15 protein-coding genes are annotated in these 18,291 nt (G+C 65.0%); 4 read left to right on the top strand and 11 right to left on the bottom strand.

Translation table 11 applies throughout. The features are described from left to right. Positions 1 to 16: 16 nt before the first annotated feature. Genes OIU93_RS03365 through OIU93_RS03385 form a run of 5 tightly spaced genes read right to left on the bottom strand, consistent with a single transcriptional unit; the run spans position 17 to position 6,407 of the window. A complete protein-coding gene (locus OIU93_RS03365) occupies positions 17 to 856 on the bottom strand; it encodes an ABC transporter ATP-binding protein (RefSeq protein WP_372342861.1) in 840 nt (279 codons plus the stop codon). Then, positions 846 to 2,570: a dipeptide/oligopeptide/nickel ABC transporter permease/ATP-binding protein gene (locus OIU93_RS03370; RefSeq protein WP_264268669.1), complete on the bottom strand. Its 1,725-nt coding sequence runs from the start codon at positions 2,568 to 2,570 to the stop codon at positions 846 to 848. Before OIU93_RS03370 ends, OIU93_RS03365 begins: the two co-directional genes overlap by 11 nt. Next, entirely contained in the window at positions 2,567 to 3,508 is a 942-nt protein-coding gene (locus OIU93_RS03375) for an ABC transporter permease (RefSeq protein ID WP_264268670.1), read from the bottom strand. The genes OIU93_RS03370 and OIU93_RS03375 overlap by 4 nt, the downstream gene beginning before the upstream one ends. 12 nt (positions 3,509 to 3,520) lie before the next feature. Continuing rightward, a complete protein-coding gene (locus OIU93_RS03380) occupies positions 3,521 to 5,101 on the bottom strand; it encodes an ABC transporter substrate-binding protein (RefSeq protein ID WP_264268671.1) in 1,581 nt (526 codons plus the stop codon). A 1-nt stretch (position 5,102) separates the two neighbouring features. Beyond that, positions 5,103 to 6,407 carry a lyase family protein gene (locus tag OIU93_RS03385; RefSeq protein ID WP_264268672.1) on the bottom strand — a complete coding sequence of 435 codons (1,305 nt, stop codon included), beginning with the start codon at positions 6,405 to 6,407 and terminating at the stop codon, positions 5,103 to 5,105. A gap of 236 nt (positions 6,408 to 6,643) precedes the next feature. On the opposite strand from OIU93_RS03385, the gene OIU93_RS03390 reads away from it, so the two are divergent. Next, positions 6,644 to 7,117 (top strand): DUF3237 family protein, encoded by a 474-nt coding sequence (locus OIU93_RS03390; RefSeq protein ID WP_264268673.1) that lies wholly within the window; start codon positions 6,644 to 6,646, stop codon positions 7,115 to 7,117. A gap of 167 nt (positions 7,118 to 7,284) precedes the next feature. After that, complete coding sequence (locus tag OIU93_RS03395; RefSeq protein WP_264268907.1) at positions 7,285 to 8,163, top strand: formylglycine-generating enzyme family protein; 879 nt, start codon at positions 7,285 to 7,287, stop codon at positions 8,161 to 8,163. Positions 8,164 to 8,181: 18 nt separating this feature from the next. On the opposite strand, the gene OIU93_RS03400 is transcribed toward OIU93_RS03395, so the two are convergent. Both OIU93_RS03400 and OIU93_RS03405 read right to left on the bottom strand, forming a co-directional pair. Next, positions 8,182 to 10,518, bottom strand: a complete 2,337-nt coding sequence (locus tag OIU93_RS03400) for an arylsulfatase (protein ID WP_264268674.1) — start codon at positions 10,516 to 10,518, stop codon at positions 8,182 to 8,184. 92 nt (positions 10,519 to 10,610) lie between these two features. After that, complete coding sequence (locus OIU93_RS03405) at positions 10,611 to 11,942, bottom strand: MFS transporter (RefSeq protein WP_264268675.1); 1,332 nt, start codon at positions 11,940 to 11,942, stop codon at positions 10,611 to 10,613. A 106-nt stretch (positions 11,943 to 12,048) separates the two neighbouring features. On the opposite strand from OIU93_RS03405, the gene OIU93_RS03410 reads away from it, so the two are divergent. Continuing rightward, positions 12,049 to 12,954 (top strand): LysR family transcriptional regulator, encoded by a 906-nt coding sequence (locus OIU93_RS03410; protein WP_264268676.1) that lies wholly within the window; start codon positions 12,049 to 12,051, stop codon positions 12,952 to 12,954. A gap of 44 nt (positions 12,955 to 12,998) precedes the next feature. On the opposite strand, the gene OIU93_RS03415 is transcribed toward OIU93_RS03410, so the two are convergent. Genes OIU93_RS03415 through OIU93_RS03430 form a run of 4 tightly spaced genes read right to left on the bottom strand, consistent with a single transcriptional unit; the run spans position 12,999 to position 17,094 of the window. Further along, positions 12,999 to 14,258 (bottom strand): NAD(P)/FAD-dependent oxidoreductase, encoded by a 1,260-nt coding sequence (locus tag OIU93_RS03415; RefSeq protein WP_264268677.1) that lies wholly within the window; start codon positions 14,256 to 14,258, stop codon positions 12,999 to 13,001. Then, positions 14,258 to 14,578 (bottom strand): 2Fe-2S iron-sulfur cluster-binding protein, encoded by a 321-nt coding sequence (locus tag OIU93_RS03420; protein ID WP_264268678.1) that lies wholly within the window; start codon positions 14,576 to 14,578, stop codon positions 14,258 to 14,260. The genes OIU93_RS03415 and OIU93_RS03420 overlap by 1 nt, the downstream gene beginning before the upstream one ends. Before the next feature lie 49 nt (positions 14,579 to 14,627). After that, positions 14,628 to 15,956 (bottom strand): MFS transporter, encoded by a 1,329-nt coding sequence (locus OIU93_RS03425; RefSeq protein WP_264268679.1) that lies wholly within the window; start codon positions 15,954 to 15,956, stop codon positions 14,628 to 14,630. A 58-nt stretch (positions 15,957 to 16,014) separates the two neighbouring features. Then, complete coding sequence (locus OIU93_RS03430; protein ID WP_264268680.1) at positions 16,015 to 17,094, bottom strand: cytochrome P450; 1,080 nt, start codon at positions 17,092 to 17,094, stop codon at positions 16,015 to 16,017. A 348-nt stretch (positions 17,095 to 17,442) separates the two neighbouring features. Between OIU93_RS03430 and OIU93_RS03435 the strand changes: the two genes are divergently transcribed. Further along, entirely contained in the window at positions 17,443 to 18,213 is a 771-nt protein-coding gene (locus OIU93_RS03435) for an IclR family transcriptional regulator (protein WP_264268681.1), read from the top strand. Positions 18,214 to 18,291 lie beyond the last annotated feature (78 nt).

Here is an 18,291-nt window from a genome sequence, read left to right on the forward strand (position 1 = left end):
TCACCCGGGGTTGGGCCTAACCGGTGGCGGACATGCGCTCCAGGCGGCGCTGTCGCTGGAGCCTGGGGTCGGGAACGGGCGCGGAGGCAACCAGGTTACGCGTGTAGGGATGGGTGGGCGAATCGCACAGCGATCTGCTCTCGCCGGTCTCGACAATCCTTCCCTGCTGCAGCACCGCGGTGCGGTCGGCAAAATCCCGGACGACGGCAAGGTCGTGTGAGATGAACAGGTACGCGACGCCAATGGACTCGCGCAGTTCGGTCATGAGTTCCAGAATCCTTGACTGGGTCGTTACATCCAGCGCACTTGTTGGTTCGTCACAGATGATGACCGCCGGTTCGAGTGCCAGGGCGCGCGCGATGGCGACGCGCTGCCGTTGCCCGCCGCTGAACTGGGCGGGGTAGCGCTCCGAGGCGTCACCGGGAAGATTTACGCGCTCCAGCAGGGTCGAGATCCGAGATTGGGCCTCGTGGGCGGAAAACGCGCCGGAGGCCAAGAGCGGTTCGGCCAGGATTTGGCCGATGGTCAATGCAGGATTGAGTGAACCGTACGGGTTCTGGAAGATCACCTGCAGCTTGGTCGCCAACGCCCGCCGCCCCTTGGGTGGGAGGTTGTGGATGGGCAGGCCCTCGAGGTGGACGGAGCCGGCCGCAACCGGCTCCAAGCCGAGAATCGCCTTGCCGATGGTGCTTTTTCCGGACCCGGACTCTCCCACGAGTGCCAGGGTCTCGCCCGGGGCGATGGTGAAGGAGACATCGTGGACGATGCGGACCATGCCGCGTCGTCGCTTCGTCCGGTAGTCGACACACAGGTTGTCGACGGCGAGGATTGGCTGGACAGGTTGGTCATGCATCATGGACTGCCGTTCCTAGAAGGCTGGGTGTGCTCCGAATCAGCTCCGCGGTGTAGTCGGAGGTTGGCGCGTGGAAAATGGTGTCGACGTCTCCGTGTTCTACGATCCGGCCGTCGGCCATCACCACGACCTGGTCGCACAGATCGGCAACGACGCCCAGGTCGTGGGTGACAATGAGGATCGCCGTGCCGGTCTCCTCCCGGAGCATCCTGAACAGGTCCAGGATGCTGGCCTGCACAGTGACATCCAATGCGGTGGTTGGTTCGTCGGCCAGCAACACCCGCGGCGAGCCGGCCAGGGCCATAGCGATCACGACACGTTGGGCCATGCCGCCCGAAAGCTCGTGCGGGTACTTGCCCAGGACGTCCTTTGCGCGGGGTATCCGGGTCTGCTCGAGTAGTTCCAGGGCGCGCTTTCGGTATTTCCGGGGGCGCCCGCCGTGCTGTGCGGCCAGGATCTCGGTCAGCTGCGAGCCGACGTTGAAAACCGGGTCCAGTGCAACCATCGGTTCCTGGGAGATCAGTCCGATTCCGGTGCCGCGAAGTGCACGCATGTCCGCGTTGGACAGTTGCGTGAGTTCGCGCCCGTCAAGCCGGGCGGATCCCGAGGTGACCTCGACGTTGTTGGGCAGAAGACGCAGCAAGGACAGCGCCGTCATGGTCTTGCCGCTTCCGGACTCCCCGACAAGACCCACGACCTCGCCGCGTCGCACCGAGAACCCGATCCGGTCCACGATGGCCTGTCCGCCCCGGACGCCGACTGAGTAGTCCTTGACCACCAGCACGTCGTCCTCTGAGTCGGGGCGCGGGGTCGTCTGCGGGCGGTTCTCCGCGACAGCCCTCGGCTGGTGGGTGGCGCCCGGCTGGCGCCGCGAATCCATCACCACGTCGCGCAGGCCGTCACCCAGCAACCCGAAGGAAAGGGTCAGCAGCGCAATCATTCCGCCGGTGATGTAGAGCATGGTGGGCTGTTGCTGCATGATTTCTGCTGCCTCGCCGACCAGGGCGCCCCAGGTTGGCACCGGGGGCCGGCTGGCCAGTCCCAGGTAGCCCAAGCCGGTCTGGACGGTGAGCGCGACACCTGCGAAGAGTGAAAGCTGGATCAGGATCGGCCCGAAGAGCGCGGGCAGGATGTGGCGGGTCATGATCCGGATTGGATCCAGGCCCGATACGACCGCCGCGGATACGTAGAGTTCCTGGCGGATCTCGATGCACGCCGCACGGACAATGCGGATAAGCTTGCCCGAGGCCATCAGGCCAAGGGTGAACATCGCCAGGCTCAGGTTCTGGCTGAAGACGGCCAGCACCACCAGCACCACGATGACGCCGGGCAGTGCCATGAGGATGTCAACAACCCAACCGATGACACGGTCGGTCTTGCGGCCCAGGTAGCCTGCGGCCACGCCCAACGTCGATCCGACCAGTGCGTAGGTGAGCACAGCGACCAGGGTGCCGGTCAAGGCGGGGCGGCCGCCGAAGGCGAGCCGGCTGAGGATATCGCGGCCGAGGCTGTCTGTACCAAGAAGGAACTCACCGGAAGGCGGCTCCATGCCGCGGGTGAGGTTCTGCTGCAGGGGATCGGCCAGCGGCAGCAAATCGGCGAAGAGGACAACGAACGAGACCAGACCGATGACGGCGATGGACGTCCACAGCAGCGGACGGGAGACGATGCGCGGAAGCAGGCTTCCCGTGCGGATCTTTGGCTTGATGGTGCTCATGGATTCATGGCCTTTGGATTGAAGAGCCCGTAGGTGAGATCGACGAGCAGGTTGACGGCAACGGCGATCAACGTATAGACGAGAACAATGCCCTGAACGACGACGATGTCCGCCTGGTTGGTGGCGGCCACGATCAACGAACCCAGCCCCGGAAGGCCGAAAACGCTCTCGATGACCACCGTCGCCGAAAGGGTGTTGATGAAGGTGATGCCGGTGATCGTGGAGACGGACATCCCGGAATTCTTGAGTGCATGGCGGAACACCAGCGACTTTTCGGGGATGCCGCCGGCACGCAGGGTCCGAATGAAGTCCTTGGACAAGTTGTTCATCATGTTGTCGCGGGTGACCTTGGCGATCGAGGCGATACCGGTGAGCGAGAGCGCCACAACAGGCAGCGCCAGCGTGCTGATCCAGCCGCCGACGGATTCGGTCGGTCGGACGTAGCCGGTGGCCGGCACCAGGTTGAGGCTGATCGCGAAGATCGCCACGAGGACAAGTGCCACCCAGAAGTTGGGCAGGGCCGCACCGACCAGCGAAACCACATCCACGAGACGACGCAGGAACCGAGGCCCGATCGAGCTGAATATACCCAGGACGACACCGGCGAGGGCCGCCACCAGCGTCGCACCGACCAGGAGTGACAAGGTGACAGGCAGCCGGTCGGCGATGCTGTCCGAAACGGACACGCCCGTGAAGACCGAATTTCCCATGTCTCCCTGCACGAGCTTGCTCATGTACAGCCAGTATTGGACCGGAAGGGGCTCATCGAGGTTGAGTTCCGACCTTAAGGCGTCCAGCTGGTCCGGGGTCGCGTGAACGCCGAGCCTGGCCTGGGCCTGGTCTCCCGGGAGAAACGATTGCAGGACGAACGTGATCACCGAGACGACCACGAGGACCGGAATCGAGATGAGGAGACGATGAATTACGAGTTTCAACATGGTGTCGTGTGGCTATTCCCCGGCCGGTGACCAGTTGGTGACGGGGGAGATGTCCGGGGCGTCGCCCAGGAACCCGATGCCTTCCAGGCCTGCGTCGTGGATGTAGATGAAGTCCACTTGCACCACGGGCAGGGCGACCGCGTCTTCCGTCAGGGTGCGCAGCAGTTCCGTGGCCGTGGATGCCTGGTTTTCCGGGGTCGCCGACTGGAGCTTCCGGAAGCCCGACTCGATCTCCGCGTCCGCGACGCCGTAGGGATTCATGACCGCACGCTCGGTGAAACCGAACTGGGCATCGAGGAATAGCGGCCTGGCGTGCGTCCCGTGGCTCACGGCCTCGTAGTTCTTGCCGTTGAGTTCCCCGATCCATTCCTGCATGCTCGAGGTCGGCTTCAGGTTCAGGGTGACGCCGATTTCGCCGAGTTGGGCGGAGAGGATCTCGACCATGCGCGTTGCCGCGGGGTCGAAGGACTTGTACAGGGCGTCCATGGCGAATCCGTCGGCGTAGCCGGCCTCCTCGAGCAGCGCCTTGGCCTTCGCCTGATCGTAGGAGTAGGTTTCCTCGAGCGCCGGATCGTAGCCGGAAGTCGGGCCGCCGGGAACGATGGGCACCGAGGTCGGCTTGCCATAGCCGGAGTATGCAGCGGCAACGATGCCCTCGCGGTCGATGGCGTAGTTCAATGCCTGTCGCACCTGCTTTGAGGCAAGCGCCGGAACCTGCACGCCTTCGCGGTCCGTCAGGTAGAACCCGTTCCACATGCCGGGCCGGTTGACGACGGTGAGGGCGTCGTCGGTTTCCGCAGAGGGGGCAACCGATGCCGATCCCTCCATGACGTCGACCTGGCCCGACTTCAGGGCCTGCAGTTGGGACTTCTTGTCGGCGATGACCCGGACAACGACCTTCTCGAAGTTCACGTCCTGGGGCGAGTAGTAGTTCTCGTTCGGGACGTAGACGTAGGTGTCCCCGGGAACCGTCTCGTTCTGGTCCAGCTTGTAGGGTCCGGCTCCGAACGTCGTGGTTTCGATGGCATCGGGCTTCTCGAGACCTGCGGGACTGATGATCAAACCCATCATGTACTTGGGGGTGAAAAGCAGCGGCATCAACGGGTTGGGCTCCTCCGAGGTGACGCGAATGGTGAGATCGTCAATTGCGGTGAACTCCATGCCCCGGAAATACGCGACCACGGGACCCTGGTTGTGGTCCAGGAAGCGCCGCATGGAAGCGACGGCTTCCTTGGCGGTGAGTGCGGAGCCATCGGCAAACTTCAGGCCTTCCCGGAGCGTCAGGCTGAAGTCCGTGTTTCCTTCGCCCTCGTAGCCCCACTTTTCGGCCAGCCCGGCCGCAGGGTTGCCGTCGGCGTCGAGGGTGAGCAGCGCTGCATATGCGGGGTCGATGCTCCACCGGTTGACGTCCCCGTTGGGTGAGGAGGCTGGATCCAGGCCGGTGGGAGGGGAAGAGATGGCGATGTCCAAGGTGGTGTCGGGTGCAGCGCCGGCGGCGTTGCCGCCACCGCCGCAGCCGGTCAGGGCGAGTGCTACCGCCATGGCGGTGGCACCGAGTGCCAGGGACTTCTTGCGGGTTGGCATTAACAGCATGTCAACTGACCTTTCCTGTTTTAAGGTGGGCGATGGTGTGGTGGGTGAGCTCTTCGGCTCTTCCCGCGTAGTTCCGTGTGGAAAGCAGGTGCTCCAGGTCTATGCGGTCGACATGCTCGGATACCCGCGCATCCTCCATGAGGACATCGACGAGAGCGCGGTTGCCGGCGACGGAGTCGGTCACTGCCGCATGGACGATGGAGTGGGCCTTGTGCCGGCCAACGTGGTTGGCCAGTCGCATCATGACGGATTCGGAGGAAGACGCGGAACCCGCCGTTTCCAGGTTTCGTTCAAGCTGGTGAACGTCGACCACCAGCCGGGGGAGAAGATCGATGAGTCCCTCCAGAGCCTCGTGCGTTGAGATGTAGCAGCGTTCCAGGGCCTCGCCCTCGAACATGAGGTTGCCGGCGTCGCGGTCGCCGTCGGGAGCCGGCATGCGAAGCAGGTCGCTGGCCGCCGACAACGCAGTTTGGGCCGTGGCCGAGATCTTCATGGTGGCAAATGGATTTCGCTTGTGCGGCATGGTGCTGCTGCCGATCTGCCCTTCGGCGTGCGCTTCGTGGATCTCGGCCACTTCCGAACGCTGCATGTGAAACAGGCCATCTGCGACATTCCGGATCGACTGGGCGAGGATGCCGGTGGCCGTGCCAAGCTCCACCATGGCGTCGCGGGACGCATGCCAGTTGACCGGGGGCAGTTCCAAGCCCAACGATTCGGCCAGGCCGCGTTGGACGGCCGGACCGTGTTCGCCCAGCGAGGCCAACGTTCCGGACGCCCCGTAGAACTGTCCCAGGTGGCTTCGGCGATGGACGCAGCGAAGACGTTCTTCTGCGCGGGCCAGCTCGGCCGCCCAGCGCGCGAAACGAAGGCCAAGCGTCCCCGGAAGTGCATACTGGCCGTTGGTCCTGGTGGCCATGTAGGTGGCCGCGTGCTTCGTAGCCAGTTCGCTCAGGCCATCGATCAATCGGTCCAGATCCCTGAGCATCAACTCGCCGGCCTTCTGCAGTTGCAGGACCAACGCGGTGTCCATGATGTCTTGGCTGGTTGCTCCCCAGTGGAAGTAGCGTTCGGCCGGTTCGCCGCATGCGCGGACGAAAACGTTGATGAATGCGACCAGTGGGTGCCCGACACGCTCGTGTTCGCGTTCCCAGGCCTCGACGTCGACCCAATCGGACCGCGCGGTGTTGGCGATCGACTCTGCGGTGGCACGGGGGATCAATCCAAGGTCGGCCTCCACCCGAGCCAGGACGGTCTCGACATGGGCCCAGCTGCGAAGGACTTCCGCCTGTTCGAAGTGCCTTGACATGGGGTGATTCATTTATCCAACCAATCGTTGACTTTATCAATAATTCAACCCTAGGCGAGACCTGCGTCACTGGAACAGTGAAACTTATTGATGCGCGGATAAAGAAAATTCATGTGCCAGGAACCGCGCAGGCAGAGCGGTACGAGATGGTGGCGCAAGCCTCGAAGTGAGTCGGTGGCAACATGTCGAGCACGTATAGTGGGGGAAATTTCCCTGGACTTCCGAAAGGACCCTCCGTGACCCAGACCCCAACCCCGCCCGTACTCGACTTCGTGGCTACCATCGACGTCGAGGTCTCCCCGACCATCGACATCGGCACCACCGCCCAGGGCATCCGCCGGGTGGCCCCGATCCGCGGCGGGACGGTGGCCGGCCCGGGCCTGTCCGGGAAGGTGCTCGATGCCGGGGCCGACTTCCAGCGCTACCCGGCGCCCGACCTCGCGTTCCTGGAAGCCAACTACGTCCTGGAACTGGACGACGGCCAGCGGATCCTGGTGGAAAACCGGGCTATGCGCACTGCGGACCCCGCCGACCTGGAACGCATGATGGCAGGCGAAACCGTCGATCCCTCCCGCGTCTACTTCCGCTGCGTGCCCGGCCTCTCGGCCGACGACTCCGGGCCGCACGCCTGGATGAACCGCACGCTGTTCCTGGGCGTCGGCGAGCGCCTGGCGACCGGCGTGCGCATCGACGTATTCCGCGTGCGGTAGCCGGTCCCCGCCGGCGGCGGAGTCCGGGCGGTGTGCCTCCGCTACCCTTGAACAAAGCCCGAAGCCCGAGGAGAACCGCCGTGTCCTGCTGCCACCCCGCCGACCGTCCGCGTCCTGCCACCGCGGGAGCCGCTGCCCCCGCCGCGGACCCGGCCGTGCCCTCCGGCATGCTCGACGACGGCCCGCGGACGGTGCAGGAGGTGGCGCTGGCCGGCGGGCGCTTTGCCATGGGGGATGCCTTCGACGAGGGCTACGCGCAGGACGGCGAGGTCCCGGTGCATGCCGTTCGGCTTTCCCCCTTCGCGATTGATGCCACCACGGTGACCAACACCGAGTTCGCCCGGTTCGTGGAGGCCACCGGGTACCGCACCGAGTCGGAGGTTTACGGGTACTCCGCGGTGTTCCACCTGCTGGTCAGGGCGCCGAAGCGGGATATCGTGGGCAGCGCCGAGGGTGCCGGCTGGTGGCTCACGGTGCGCGGGGCCGACTGGGCCCATCCGCACGGGGCCGAATCCAGCTGGCGGGACGCCGCCGACCATCCGGTGGTCCAGGTCTCGTGGAACGACGCCCAGGCCTACTGCGCCTGGGCGGGCCGTTCCCTGCCCACCGAGGCCCAATGGGAATACGCTGCCCGCGGCGGTCTCGAATCCCGGCGCTACCCGTGGGGCGACGAGCTGCACGGTCCGGACGGGGAACACCTGTGCAACATCTGGCAAGGCGAATTCCCCACGCGCAACACGCTCGGTGACGGTTTCCTGGGCACCGCCCCTGTCACGTCCTTTCCGCCCAACGGCTTCGGGCTGCACGAGGTCAGCGGCAACGTGTGGGAATGGTGCGCCGACTGGTTCCTGCCCAAGTACTACCGCAATTCGCCCGACGCCGACCCGGCCGGGCCCAGCATCGGGCGCGGGCGGGTCATGCGCGGCGGGTCCTTCCTCTGCCACGACTCCTATTGCAACCGCTACCGGCTTTCGGCGCGCACCTCCAACAGCGCGGACTCGGCCAGCAGCAACACCGGCTTCCGCACCGTCGCCCGCGCGGGCTGACGGGCGGAAGCCGGCCGGCTATTCGAAGACCCGGGCCATCTCCCGGTCCAGTTCCAGCACCTGCTCGGGGTTGTAGTCGGCCTTGGCGCCCGGGGTGTAGTGCACCCGGTGCAGGGTCCCGGTGTAGCGGAAGGCGCCGTGGCGCCGGGACAGCTCCCAGTCCACGGGGCCCCCGCGATCCAGCCCCACGCTGATCCCGGCGAACGGCGCCATCCCGGTCAGCTGCAGCAGGTTCTCCAGCCGCGCCGTTTCCACCCCGTCCACGAGCAGCCGCACATCCCACTTGATCCCGGGCCGCGCGATGAAATCGAGGGTGACCAGGTGGCTGCCGGGCTCCAGCGGTGCGCCGGTGCGAAGCATCTTCCCGTACTGGTTGTAGGCCAGGGTCAGGTTCCCGTCCTCGGTGTACAGCACGTAGCCGCCGCCCTGGTCGCCGTGGGCGACGAGCACGCCGGCGGCTCCCGGGGCGTGGTCGATGGCCACGTCGACGGTGAAGGAACGCAGCCGGATCAGCTTGGCGGAGCGGAAGCGCTCCAGCGTGGGGGCGCCGGGGTACAGGGTCACCGGTGCCTCGAGCAGCAGCTCGGTGGCGGGGCGGTTCCGGTTGAAGGAGCCGTCGTCGTTCAGCGGGAACACCTGGTTGTGCCAGGCGGCGGCCCGCCAGCGTTCGGCCAGCTCGCGCACCTTCTGCGGGTGGGCGGCTGCCACGTCGACGGTCTCGGTCGGGTCGGCTGCCAGGTCGTAGAGCTCCCAGGTGCCCTGCTCCCAGCCGGGACCGTTGGCTTCGGGGGCCACGGCCTTCCAGTTGCCGTCCAGGAGGGCGCGCCGGCCGTTGAGCTCGGTGTACTGCTCGGTGTGTGCCGAGTCCAGGGTCGGCTCGCGCAGCCACCTATCGAAGGGGATCCCGTCGGTTTCCTGGGCAGGGACCCCGTGGCGCTGCTCCAGCGGGGAGACACCGGCGAGGTTCAGCAGGGTCGCGCCGACGTCCGTGGCGTAGGCGTACTGGTGGCGGATCCCGTCATCGCCCGCGGCCTTCGGCAACCCGGCCGGCCAGGACAGCAGCATCGGCACGCGCGTGCCGCCGCCGTAGGTGTGCATCTTGTAGAGCCTAAACGGGGTGTTGGAGGCGTAGGCCCATCCGCGCGGGTAGTGCACGTAGGCCCGCGGCCCGCCGATCAGTTCCGGGTCGCGGGCCACGTCGGCGTCCCAGTCCTCGGGCAGGCCGAAGCGCGGGGCGCCGAAGCGGCTGAAGTAGCTGCGCGTGCCGGTGTCCCCGCCCTCGGCGGTGGCCCCGTTGTCGGAGGTGAACACGATGATGGTGTTCTCGTATTCGCCGGTGGCCTTCAGGTGGTCGGTGATCCGCTTGAGGTTCTGGTCCACGTTGTCCACGGCCGCCGCGTAGGCCTCCATGTAGCGGGCGAAGAGTTGGCGCTGTTCCGCCTCCAGCTCGTCCCAGGGCACCACCTCGGCGCCCGGCTCGGTGTTGCGCGGCGCGCAGGCGGTGCCCTCGGGGAAGAGCCCGGCGGCGATCTGGCGGGCGAAGCGCGCCGAGCGGATATGGTCCCACCCGGATTCGTAGCGTCCGCGGTATTTTTCCAGGTCCGCGGCCTTGGCCTGCAGCGGGCCGTGCACGGCCTGGTGGGTGAAGTAGAGGAAAAAGGGCTTGGCCGGGTCGTTGGCGCGCAGCTCGCCGATCATGCCCAGCGCCTTGTCCGTCAGGTCGTCGGTGAGGTAGTAGTCCGCGGGGTATTCGTCGATGACCACCTGGCTGTTGTCCGAGATGATCCGGTGCGGGTGGAAGAGCGAGGTGAACCCGTCCATGCAGCCGTAGTAGCGCTCGAAGCCGCGGGCCAGTGGCCAGCTGTCCTTCGCCGCCCCGTCGTGCATCTTCGATTCCACGGTCAGGTGCCACTTGCCGACCATGAAGGTCGCGTATCCGCCGGCCCGGAAGTTCTCCGCCAGCGTCGGGGCATCGGCGGGAAGTTCCATGGCGGTGTTGGGGAACCCGGGATCCATGTGCGGGACGTAGGCGAAGCCGGCGCGGTGCGGGTTCATCCCCGTGAGCAGCGCCGCCCGGGCCGGGGCGCACATCGGCGGGGTCTGGTAGTTGCCCAGCCGGTAACCGTCCTCGGCAATCTCGGCCAGCGTGGGGGTGTCGATCTCGCCGCCGAAGGGCGAGATGTCGCTGTATCCCATGTCGTCCATGAGCATCACGATCACGTTCGGCGCCCCCCGCGGTGCGTGCACCGGCGGCTTCCAGGCCGGGACCGAGTCCCTGGCCTTTTCGGAGACCGCCCCGGTGAAGGAGCCGTACCCGCGCACGGGGAAGGGGCCGGAATTTATCTGGGCGGACATCGTGGGACTTCTCTTTCGCTGGATTTCGTGGGACAACGTGCCGGCACCCCGGCCACCGCGGTGCTGCGGTGGCCGGGGTGGCCGGTCGGCTGTTAGGAGAGGCTGGTCTTCGAGCTTTCGCGGGTCAGCAGCACCGCGACCAGGCCGATGGCCATCACGACCATCCAGAACCCGGCGACCAGGCCGAATCCTCCGCCGGCGGCGATGACAAGCCCGGAGGCGATCATCGGGGTGAACCCGGCGCCGACCACCGAGGCGCCCTGGTAGGCCAGCGAGGCACCGGTGTAGCGGACGTGGGTGGGGAACTGTTCGGCGACAAAGGCGCCGATCGGGCCGTAGAGCAGGCCCTGGACCAGTCCGTTGCCCACAACGATCGCGACAGCGAAGCCCCACATGGTGCCGTTGTTCAGCAGCGCCATCAGCGGGTAGGCCAGCACGATGCCGATGATGCCGGCGAAGACCAGCATGCGGCGGCGGCCCACGCGGTCGCTCATCCGGGCCGCCCAGAAGGTGACGACGAGGGTCAGCACCGCGCCGGCGGCCTTCCAGTTCAGCACGCCGGAGCGCTCAACTCCGTTGGACACCGCGATCGAGACGCCCCAGACGGTCAGCAGGCCCTGGCAGCAGTAGAAGCTGACGGTGGCCAGCAGGGCCAGCACCACGGCGCGCGGGTGGTTGCGCAGCACGTCCGGCAGCGGCATCTTGCGCTTTTCGCTGGCCTCGGCGAGCTTGTTGAACATCGGCGTTTCGGCGACCTTGAGCCGGATGACCATGCCGACGGCGATCAATGCAGCGCTGAGCAGGAACGGGATGCGCCAGCCCCAGGTCAGGAACTGGTCCCCGGTGGCGGCGGACACGGCGGAGACCACCAGGGTCGCCATGATCGCACCGGCCGGGCCGCCGGCGTTGGCGAAGGACGTGGCAAACCCGCGCTTGGACTGCGGGGCGTGCTCCAGGGCCATGAGCGCGGCCCCTCCCCATTCGCCGCCGACCGCGATGCCCTGCACCACGCGCAGCAGCACCAGCGCCGTCGGGGCGAGGATGCCGATCTGCGCCGTGGTGGGCAGCAGGCCGATCATCGTGGTGGCCACACCCATCATCAGCATCGAGAGGACCAGCATCTTCTTGCGGCCGATGCGGTCGCCGAAGTGGCCGAAGACGATGCCGCCCAGCGGCCGGGCCACGTAGCCCGCGGCCAGCGTGGCGAAGGAGGCGAACAGTCCGAACGAGGGGCTGAGGTCCGAGAAGAACACCTTGCCGAACACGATCGAGGCGGCCGTGGCGTACAGGATGAAGTCGTAGTACTCGATGGCGCTGCCGACGAAGCTGGAGGCCAGGATGCGGCGCATGTCCTTGGTGTTCAGCGAATCGTGGGGAGCATGGCGTGGCGGCGTCTTTGCCGTCCCGATGGTCTTGTTGCTCATGGGAGTTCCCTCGGTAGGTCGAATGATGATTGGCTTGCATCCAGTGTGCTCCACGCCACATGATATAGATAATCAATTGATTCAATGAGATTCATCAGGAGAACTTATGGGCGAGCTAACGCTGCGCCAGCTGCAGTATTTCGTGGCGGTCGTGGACCACGGGTCGGTCACCGCTGCTGCCGAAGCCTGCCATGTTTCCCAGGCGGCGGCCTCCATGGCGATTGCGCAGCTGGAAAAATCACTGGGGGTGGACCTGCTGATCCGCAGCCAGTCGCGCCGGCTCTCGCCCACCGCGGCCGGAACCGAGTTCGCCGCCCATGCGCGTGCAGTGCTTGAACGCCTGGCGGAGGCCGAGGCAGTGGTGTCCGAGAGCGTGGGGCAGATGCGCGGCGCGCTGCGCGTCGGCTGCAGCCCGACGCTCTCGCCCCGGCTCATTCCGCCGCTGGTGCAGTTTTTCACACTTCACCATCCGCAAATTGACCTGCGCATCAACGAAGGGGCGCCGGTCCAGACCCAGGACGATGTCCGCCATGGGCGGCTTGACCTGGCCTTCGGCTATGCGTGGCAGGCCGACACCGATCTGCGCCGCGAGCACATCGCAGACGTCCGCCTCCAGGTGATGTTGGCCGCCGGGCACCCCCTGGCCGGACGCAAGTCGGTGCACTTGGCCGAGATCGTGCACGAACCGGCCGTGATCCTCAATGTGCCGCCCACCGCCGAGCGGCTCATTGCGCTGGTCCAGTCGCTTGGGCTCGAGCTGGACATCAAGTTGACCAGCACCAACATGGAAACCATTCGCTCGTTGGTGGGACGCGGACTGGGGTTCTCGTTCGTCAACAGCGCGCCGGCCACGGGGACCACGTTCGACGGGCTGGAGGTCGTCTACGTCCCGGTGGCCGATGCGATGCCGCAGAACTCCATCGTGGCGATGCTTCCTACCGGGCATGCGGTGCCGCGCAGGGTTTCGGCGGCGCTCGAGGTGCTGCGCGACGACGTCCGGTCCCCGGAGTGAACTCGGTGCCTGACCACTCGGGGACCGGAGCTCCGGTAGCAGCGCTATTCGGCCAAGGCCAGTGCCTTCGCCAGGGACTTGAGGTCGTACCCGGTGTCGCCGCATTGCTCCGGCGTCGGGTTCGTTCCCTGATCGAGGATCTTCCGGGCAGCAACGTGGTCTGCCGGCTTGTTCACGGATTCGACTGCGACCAAGGTTTCTCCGTCAAAGCAGAACACCGAGAACCTGCCGCTGCCCGGTTCTCCGCGCAACACACAATTGTTTCCGGGCGCTGAGAGTCCCGCGATTTGCAGCCGAAGGCCGCCTTGGATCGACCAGAACCAAGGCACCGGTTCGTACCGTGCCTCCGTGGCGCCGACGATTTGGTGCGCGGCATGCTTGGCTTGGTCGGTCGCGTTCTGCACCGACTCCAGCCTGATGCGGCCGGCGCCCGACGGGTTCGGGAAGGAGGCGCAGTCGCCCACGGCGTAGATATCGGGATCCAGGGTGCGCAGGGCGTGGTCCACGACGATGCCGTTTTCCACTTCAAGCCCGGCAGCCTGGGCCAAGGAGATATTGGGTGCGACCCCGACACCGACCACTACGAGGTCGGCGGGATAGCGGGCACCGGATGTCGATACCGCCGTGACCACGTTTCCATCCTCATCACCCGAGAATGACGCGATACCCTCGCCCAGGCGGAGGCCGACCCCGTTGTCCAGGTGCTGCCGCGCGAAGAAATCTCCCATGGCGGGACTCAAAGCACGGGACATGGGGCGGGCCGAAAATTCGAGGACCGTGACGTTCTTGCCCATGGCGCGAGCCGCTGAGGCAAACTCGAGTCCAATGAAGCCAGCGCCGACGACCACAATATTCCGGGACGGTTCCAAAATCCCGCGGAGGTGCACGGCGTCATCCAGCGTTTTCAAACCGACGATCCCGGAAAGCGTCGAGCCGGGGACATCCAGCATCCGATTTGAAGCACCCGTGGCGATGACGAGCTTGGAAAAGGGCACCTGTTCACCGTCGGAAAGCTGCACCGAACGAGACCTGCGGTCGATCGATGCAACTTCAGCGTCGACGCGGAGTTCGATCCGGTGCTGCTCGAAGAAGGATGCGGCACGCAGCGGGAGGGGCTCTGCCGCCTGGCCCGGAGCCAAGTAGTCCTTGGACAGCGGAGGGCGCTGGTAGGGCGCATGCCGTTCCTCGCCGATGAGCACGATGCGCCCTGCCCAGCCCGACTCCCTCAGAGACTCGGCCGCCTGGACCCCCGCGTGTCCCGCGCCGATGATCACCGCGCTCGGGTGTTGTTCGACAGCCGGCATCACTGGGTCTCCGGCAGATCGACTGCAATGGCAGAAAAGTGCTCTCCGGCTTTGAGCTGGCACCCCAACCGCGAACCTTCGGTCCTGGCCGTGGCTGCACAGTCGAGCATCTCGTCCTCGTCTTCGCCAATTGGAGGCAGCTGTCCGCGATATTCCGGCCGAACAATCACGTGGCAGGTGGCGCACATGGCCTGGCCACCGCATTCTCCGACAATGTTGCCGACGCCGTTGAGGATGGCGGCTTTCATGATGGAGACACCTGGCTCCAACTGGACCAGTTCAGTGCCGCCGCTGGCGCTGTTGAATGTTGCAGTGATCATGGGTTTCTCCCGTGTGAGTGTCGTTGATCCAGGGGTGGCGAAAGGACAGCTAATGGCTTTCCGCGCCCAGGTCGTTGTCCTTGGATTCCTTCATGAAGATGACCGTGACCAGGCTGATGGCCGCGAGCGTGCCGAGGTACACCATGACCGGAACGGTCGCCTTCGCCGGGGCGTAGAGCGAAGCCAGGATTGTCGGAGTGAACCCGGCACCCAGGACCGTTGCCAGCTGGTATCCCATGGAGGCGCCGGTGTAGCGGGACCTGGTGCCGAAGCGCTCGGCAATGAACGCTGCCATGGGACCGTACATGATTGTTTGGGTCACGATTCCCAGTGCGAAGCCCAAGAAGATGAGGAACAAGTCGCCCGACGCCAAGAGCGGGAAGACAACCGGCAGGACGAGCAGGAAGGCGATGTTGCCCGCGATCATCAGCGGGCGCCTGCCCCACCGGTCCGAGAGCCGACCGAAGTACAAGGTGGTGAAGATGCTGATCACCCCGGCGATGGCAAACATGAACATGACGTCCTGGCGCTCGACTCCGTGGGAGACCGTGTAGGTGATGGCAAAGGTCGACAAGGTCGTCTGCAAGGCGAAGGCGGACATCGCCGCAAAGATCACCACGATCAGGCCCTTGGGGCGCCGCAGGACCTGGATGATCGGCGGACGGTTTTCCTGGAGGCCCTTGGCTGTTTCCCGTTCGGCCGCTTCGAGGAAGACGGGGCTTTCGGACACGTTCTTGCGGATGTACAGCCCGACGAGCAGCAGCACGAATGACAATAGGAACGGCACGCGCCAGCCCCAGCTGAGGAATTGGTCCTGGGGAAGCGAGGAGAAGAGTCCCATGATGATCAGTCCCAGGACCGAGCCACTGGGTGCCCCTGCGTTGACGAATGAGGCAGCAAATCCGCGCTTCTTGGAATCGGCATGTTCGAGGGCCATCAACGCAGCTCCGCCCCATTCGCCGCCCACGGCGATCCCCTGGATGACCCGAAGGGTCACGAGGATCACAGCGGCCCATGAACCGATCGTTGCCGAAGACGGCACCAGTCCAATGGCAGTGGAGGCAAGTCCCATCATGAGCATGGAAATGACCAGCAGCTTCTTGCGGCCAGCCTTGTCCCCGAAGTGGCCGAAGATGATCCCGCCCAGCGGACGGGCCAGATATCCGGTGGCGAACGTTGCGTACGATGCTACGACGCCGGCCCAGGGCGAAAGCCCGGAGAAGAATACCGGCCCGAAGACCACGGCGGACGCCGTTGCGTAGAGGAGGAAATCGTAGAACTCAACGGCTGTGCCGAAATAGCTGGAGAAGACCACCTTGCGGACTTCGCGCTTGCGGGCGGCTTCGCTGAGCGAGGAGGTGCGAGTGTCAATTTGCATGCTGATTCCTTTCATTTTGTTGTGTGGCATCGGTGCAGTGCCGAGTCGGTTTCGGCGTCTACCAGATGACGGGAAGGGATGCATAGCCCCGGAAAGCCCACCCGTCCCATGTCCCGGGGTTCGCAGGATCCGTACTCAACCCGGGAAAGCGCTCGTAGAGGGCCGGAACCGCGATGCGCCCGATGGCCGTCTCGGCGGCCCATTTTCCGGCACACATGTGGTTCCCGCTGCCGAATCCCAGATGGCGGCGTTCCGGCCTCCGGGGATCGAAAAGGTCGGGGTTCTCGAACTTGGTTGCGTCCCTGTTGGCAGAGGCCACCAGGAGCCCGACCTGGCTTTGGGCGGGGATTGCGAAACCGTCGATCTCGGTACTGGTCTTGGTTTCGCGGGTGACCATGCCAATGGGGCTCTGGAACCGGACGGTCTCCTGGAATATGTTGGCGAAGTTCCCCGCATCCTCCCTTGCCCAGGCCAAATGTTCCGGGTGCTGCGTCAGCAATGAGACGCTCGAAGTGGTGATGTGCTGCGGCTCGTTGACGCCGCCCGAGATGGCGAGGATGACATTGGCACGGACGCTTTCCAGCGACATGCCGCTGTGCAGCAGCAGCGAGGTCATGGAGTCGTCGGCATGATTCCGCAGTCTTCTGAACGCCTCGTCCAGGGCAACATCCACTTCAGCCCGTGAACGTTGGCAGCGAAGCCAGATATCGTCGCTGTCGAGGACGTTTCCCGCACCGGCAATGAAATCCGCCGACCAGCGGGCAAGATCCGTGGGGGAGACACCTGTCAATCCCAGCAGATCAATGAGATTCTTCGCGGCCAAGGGCGCGGCGAAGACTTCGTTGAGGTCGGCTCCGGGGCCAGCGGCTTCCAATTCTTCAAGGTACGTATTGGCATTGGTGCGAAACCGTTGTTCCCAGACCTGGGCGATCATTTTGGGCCGCAACGTCGGATTGATGATGCTGCGTTCGGCGGCGTGGGCGGCCCCGTCCTTGCGGATCATCGGTTGCCCGCCGAATGCCCTGGTCATGTGTGCGCCGGAGACGTCGTTGGAAAATACCTCGGGATGCTGTTCGCCGAAGAGGCATCCGGAGAAGGAAGCAACCAGAACTTTCTTGATAGAGGGGACCCAGGCCACGGGGGATTCCTCACGCAACCGAGCGTAGGTGGGGTATGGATCTGTACGCAGTTGTTTGGGATCGACCCAATCGGCGACCGGCAAGGTGCGCGTGCCAGCTGTCGGGGCAGACGTATCTGTGGAGCCAAGCGCGATTTCCATTTCGGGTGCGGCGTGTGCCGCAGGACCGGTGTAGGGGCACCTTGTTTCCGTAACAGCGCTCGCGTCCATATTGATCATTCCTCGTTCTCTTGGATTGCTTCCTTGGGAAACAACTATGATCTGGATTACAAGGAATATTGGCAGTATTCGCATCATGCGCAAAAGTCCTGTTTGGCGACCGAGAAACCACCCACCGTAGGAGCATGAATGGCCAAGGAATCAAAGGGCGAATCCGCGATGAGCCGAAGCGTGAGGGTTTTGGAAACCTTCGATCAAGGGACACGGGATCTGAGCCTGACGCAGATCACCCACCGCTCGGGCATGGCAAGCTCCAGCGCCTACAGGCTCGTCGGTGAAATGGTAGCCCTTGGACTCCTGGAAAAACTCCCGAACCGGCGCTACCGCATCGGACTGCGGCTCTGGGAATTGGCCAACAGGACCCCGGGCGCACTGGGCTTGCGCGAAGTAGCGATGCCATTCCTGCAGGACGTACAGGCGACGGTGCGTCAGCACACCCAGCTCGGCATCCTCAAGGGGAAAGAGGTCCTGTACCTGGAGCGGCTCTCTGCCCGCCAATCGGTCATCAACTTGACCATTGTCGGCGGCACGATGCCGTTCCATGCAACCTCCAGCGGTTTGGTCTTGTTGGCGTACAGCGATCCCGAAACCGTTGAGGATGCACTAAGAAGCCAACTTGACATGCATTTTCCTGCCCCTCGACCCAACGCCCAGTCAATGCGGCGGATACTCGGGGATGTTCGCAGGGAGGGATTTGCTGTGACTCGCGGCTACGTCCATCCCGATGCCACGGCGGTAGCCGTGCCGATCATGGGCCCGTTTGACACTGCTGCTGCGTCCCTTGCCGTTGTTGTGCCATCAAAGGATTTCCACCTGGATCGATTGTTGAGGGTCCTGCGGCCGACGGCCCGGAAGATCGCCGACGGTATGAGAAGCGCCTATATCGGGGAGTCCTCTTGACCCATCCAGCGCGCTTGTCCCGGCTGGTTGCCCGTCGCAGGGGGCGGATGTCGGCGAACCTTTCGCGAGTTGTCGAAC

This window comes from Paeniglutamicibacter sp. ZC-3, assembly GCF_025847175.2.
In the GTDB taxonomy this organism is placed as follows: domain Bacteria; phylum Actinomycetota; class Actinomycetes; order Actinomycetales; family Micrococcaceae; genus Paeniglutamicibacter; species Paeniglutamicibacter sulfureus.

Excerpts from the sequence above, each read along its gene's own strand:
- OIU93_RS03380 (WP_264268671.1), bottom strand. The coding sequence starts at position 5,101 with ATGCTGTTAATGCCAACCCGCAAGAAGTCCCTGGCACTCGGTGCCACC.
- OIU93_RS03365 (WP_372342861.1), bottom strand. The coding sequence starts at position 856 with ATGATGCATGACCAACCTGTCCAGCCAATCCTCGCCGTCGACAACCTG.
- OIU93_RS03435 (WP_264268681.1), top strand. The coding sequence starts at position 17,443 with ATGGCCAAGGAATCAAAGGGCGAATCCGCGATGAGCCGAAGCGTGAGG.
- OIU93_RS03370 (WP_264268669.1), bottom strand. The coding sequence starts at position 2,570 with ATGAGCACCATCAAGCCAAAGATCCGCACGGGAAGCCTGCTTCCGCGC.
- OIU93_RS03410 (WP_264268676.1), top strand. The coding sequence starts at position 12,049 with ATGGGCGAGCTAACGCTGCGCCAGCTGCAGTATTTCGTGGCGGTCGTG.
- OIU93_RS03400 (WP_264268674.1), bottom strand. The coding sequence starts at position 10,518 with ATGTCCGCCCAGATAAATTCCGGCCCCTTCCCCGTGCGCGGGTACGGC.
- OIU93_RS03385 (WP_264268672.1), bottom strand. The coding sequence starts at position 6,407 with ATGTCAAGGCACTTCGAACAGGCGGAAGTCCTTCGCAGCTGGGCCCAT.
- OIU93_RS03425 (WP_264268679.1), bottom strand. The coding sequence starts at position 15,956 with ATGCAAATTGACACTCGCACCTCCTCGCTCAGCGAAGCCGCCCGCAAG.
- OIU93_RS03405 (WP_264268675.1), bottom strand. The coding sequence starts at position 11,942 with ATGAGCAACAAGACCATCGGGACGGCAAAGACGCCGCCACGCCATGCT.
- OIU93_RS03415 (WP_264268677.1), bottom strand. The coding sequence starts at position 14,258 with ATGCCGGCTGTCGAACAACACCCGAGCGCGGTGATCATCGGCGCGGGA.
- OIU93_RS03395 (WP_264268907.1), top strand. The coding sequence starts at position 7,285 with ATGCTCGACGACGGCCCGCGGACGGTGCAGGAGGTGGCGCTGGCCGGC.
- OIU93_RS03420 (WP_264268678.1), bottom strand. The coding sequence starts at position 14,578 with ATGATCACTGCAACATTCAACAGCGCCAGCGGCGGCACTGAACTGGTC.
- OIU93_RS03375 (WP_264268670.1), bottom strand. The coding sequence starts at position 3,508 with ATGTTGAAACTCGTAATTCATCGTCTCCTCATCTCGATTCCGGTCCTC.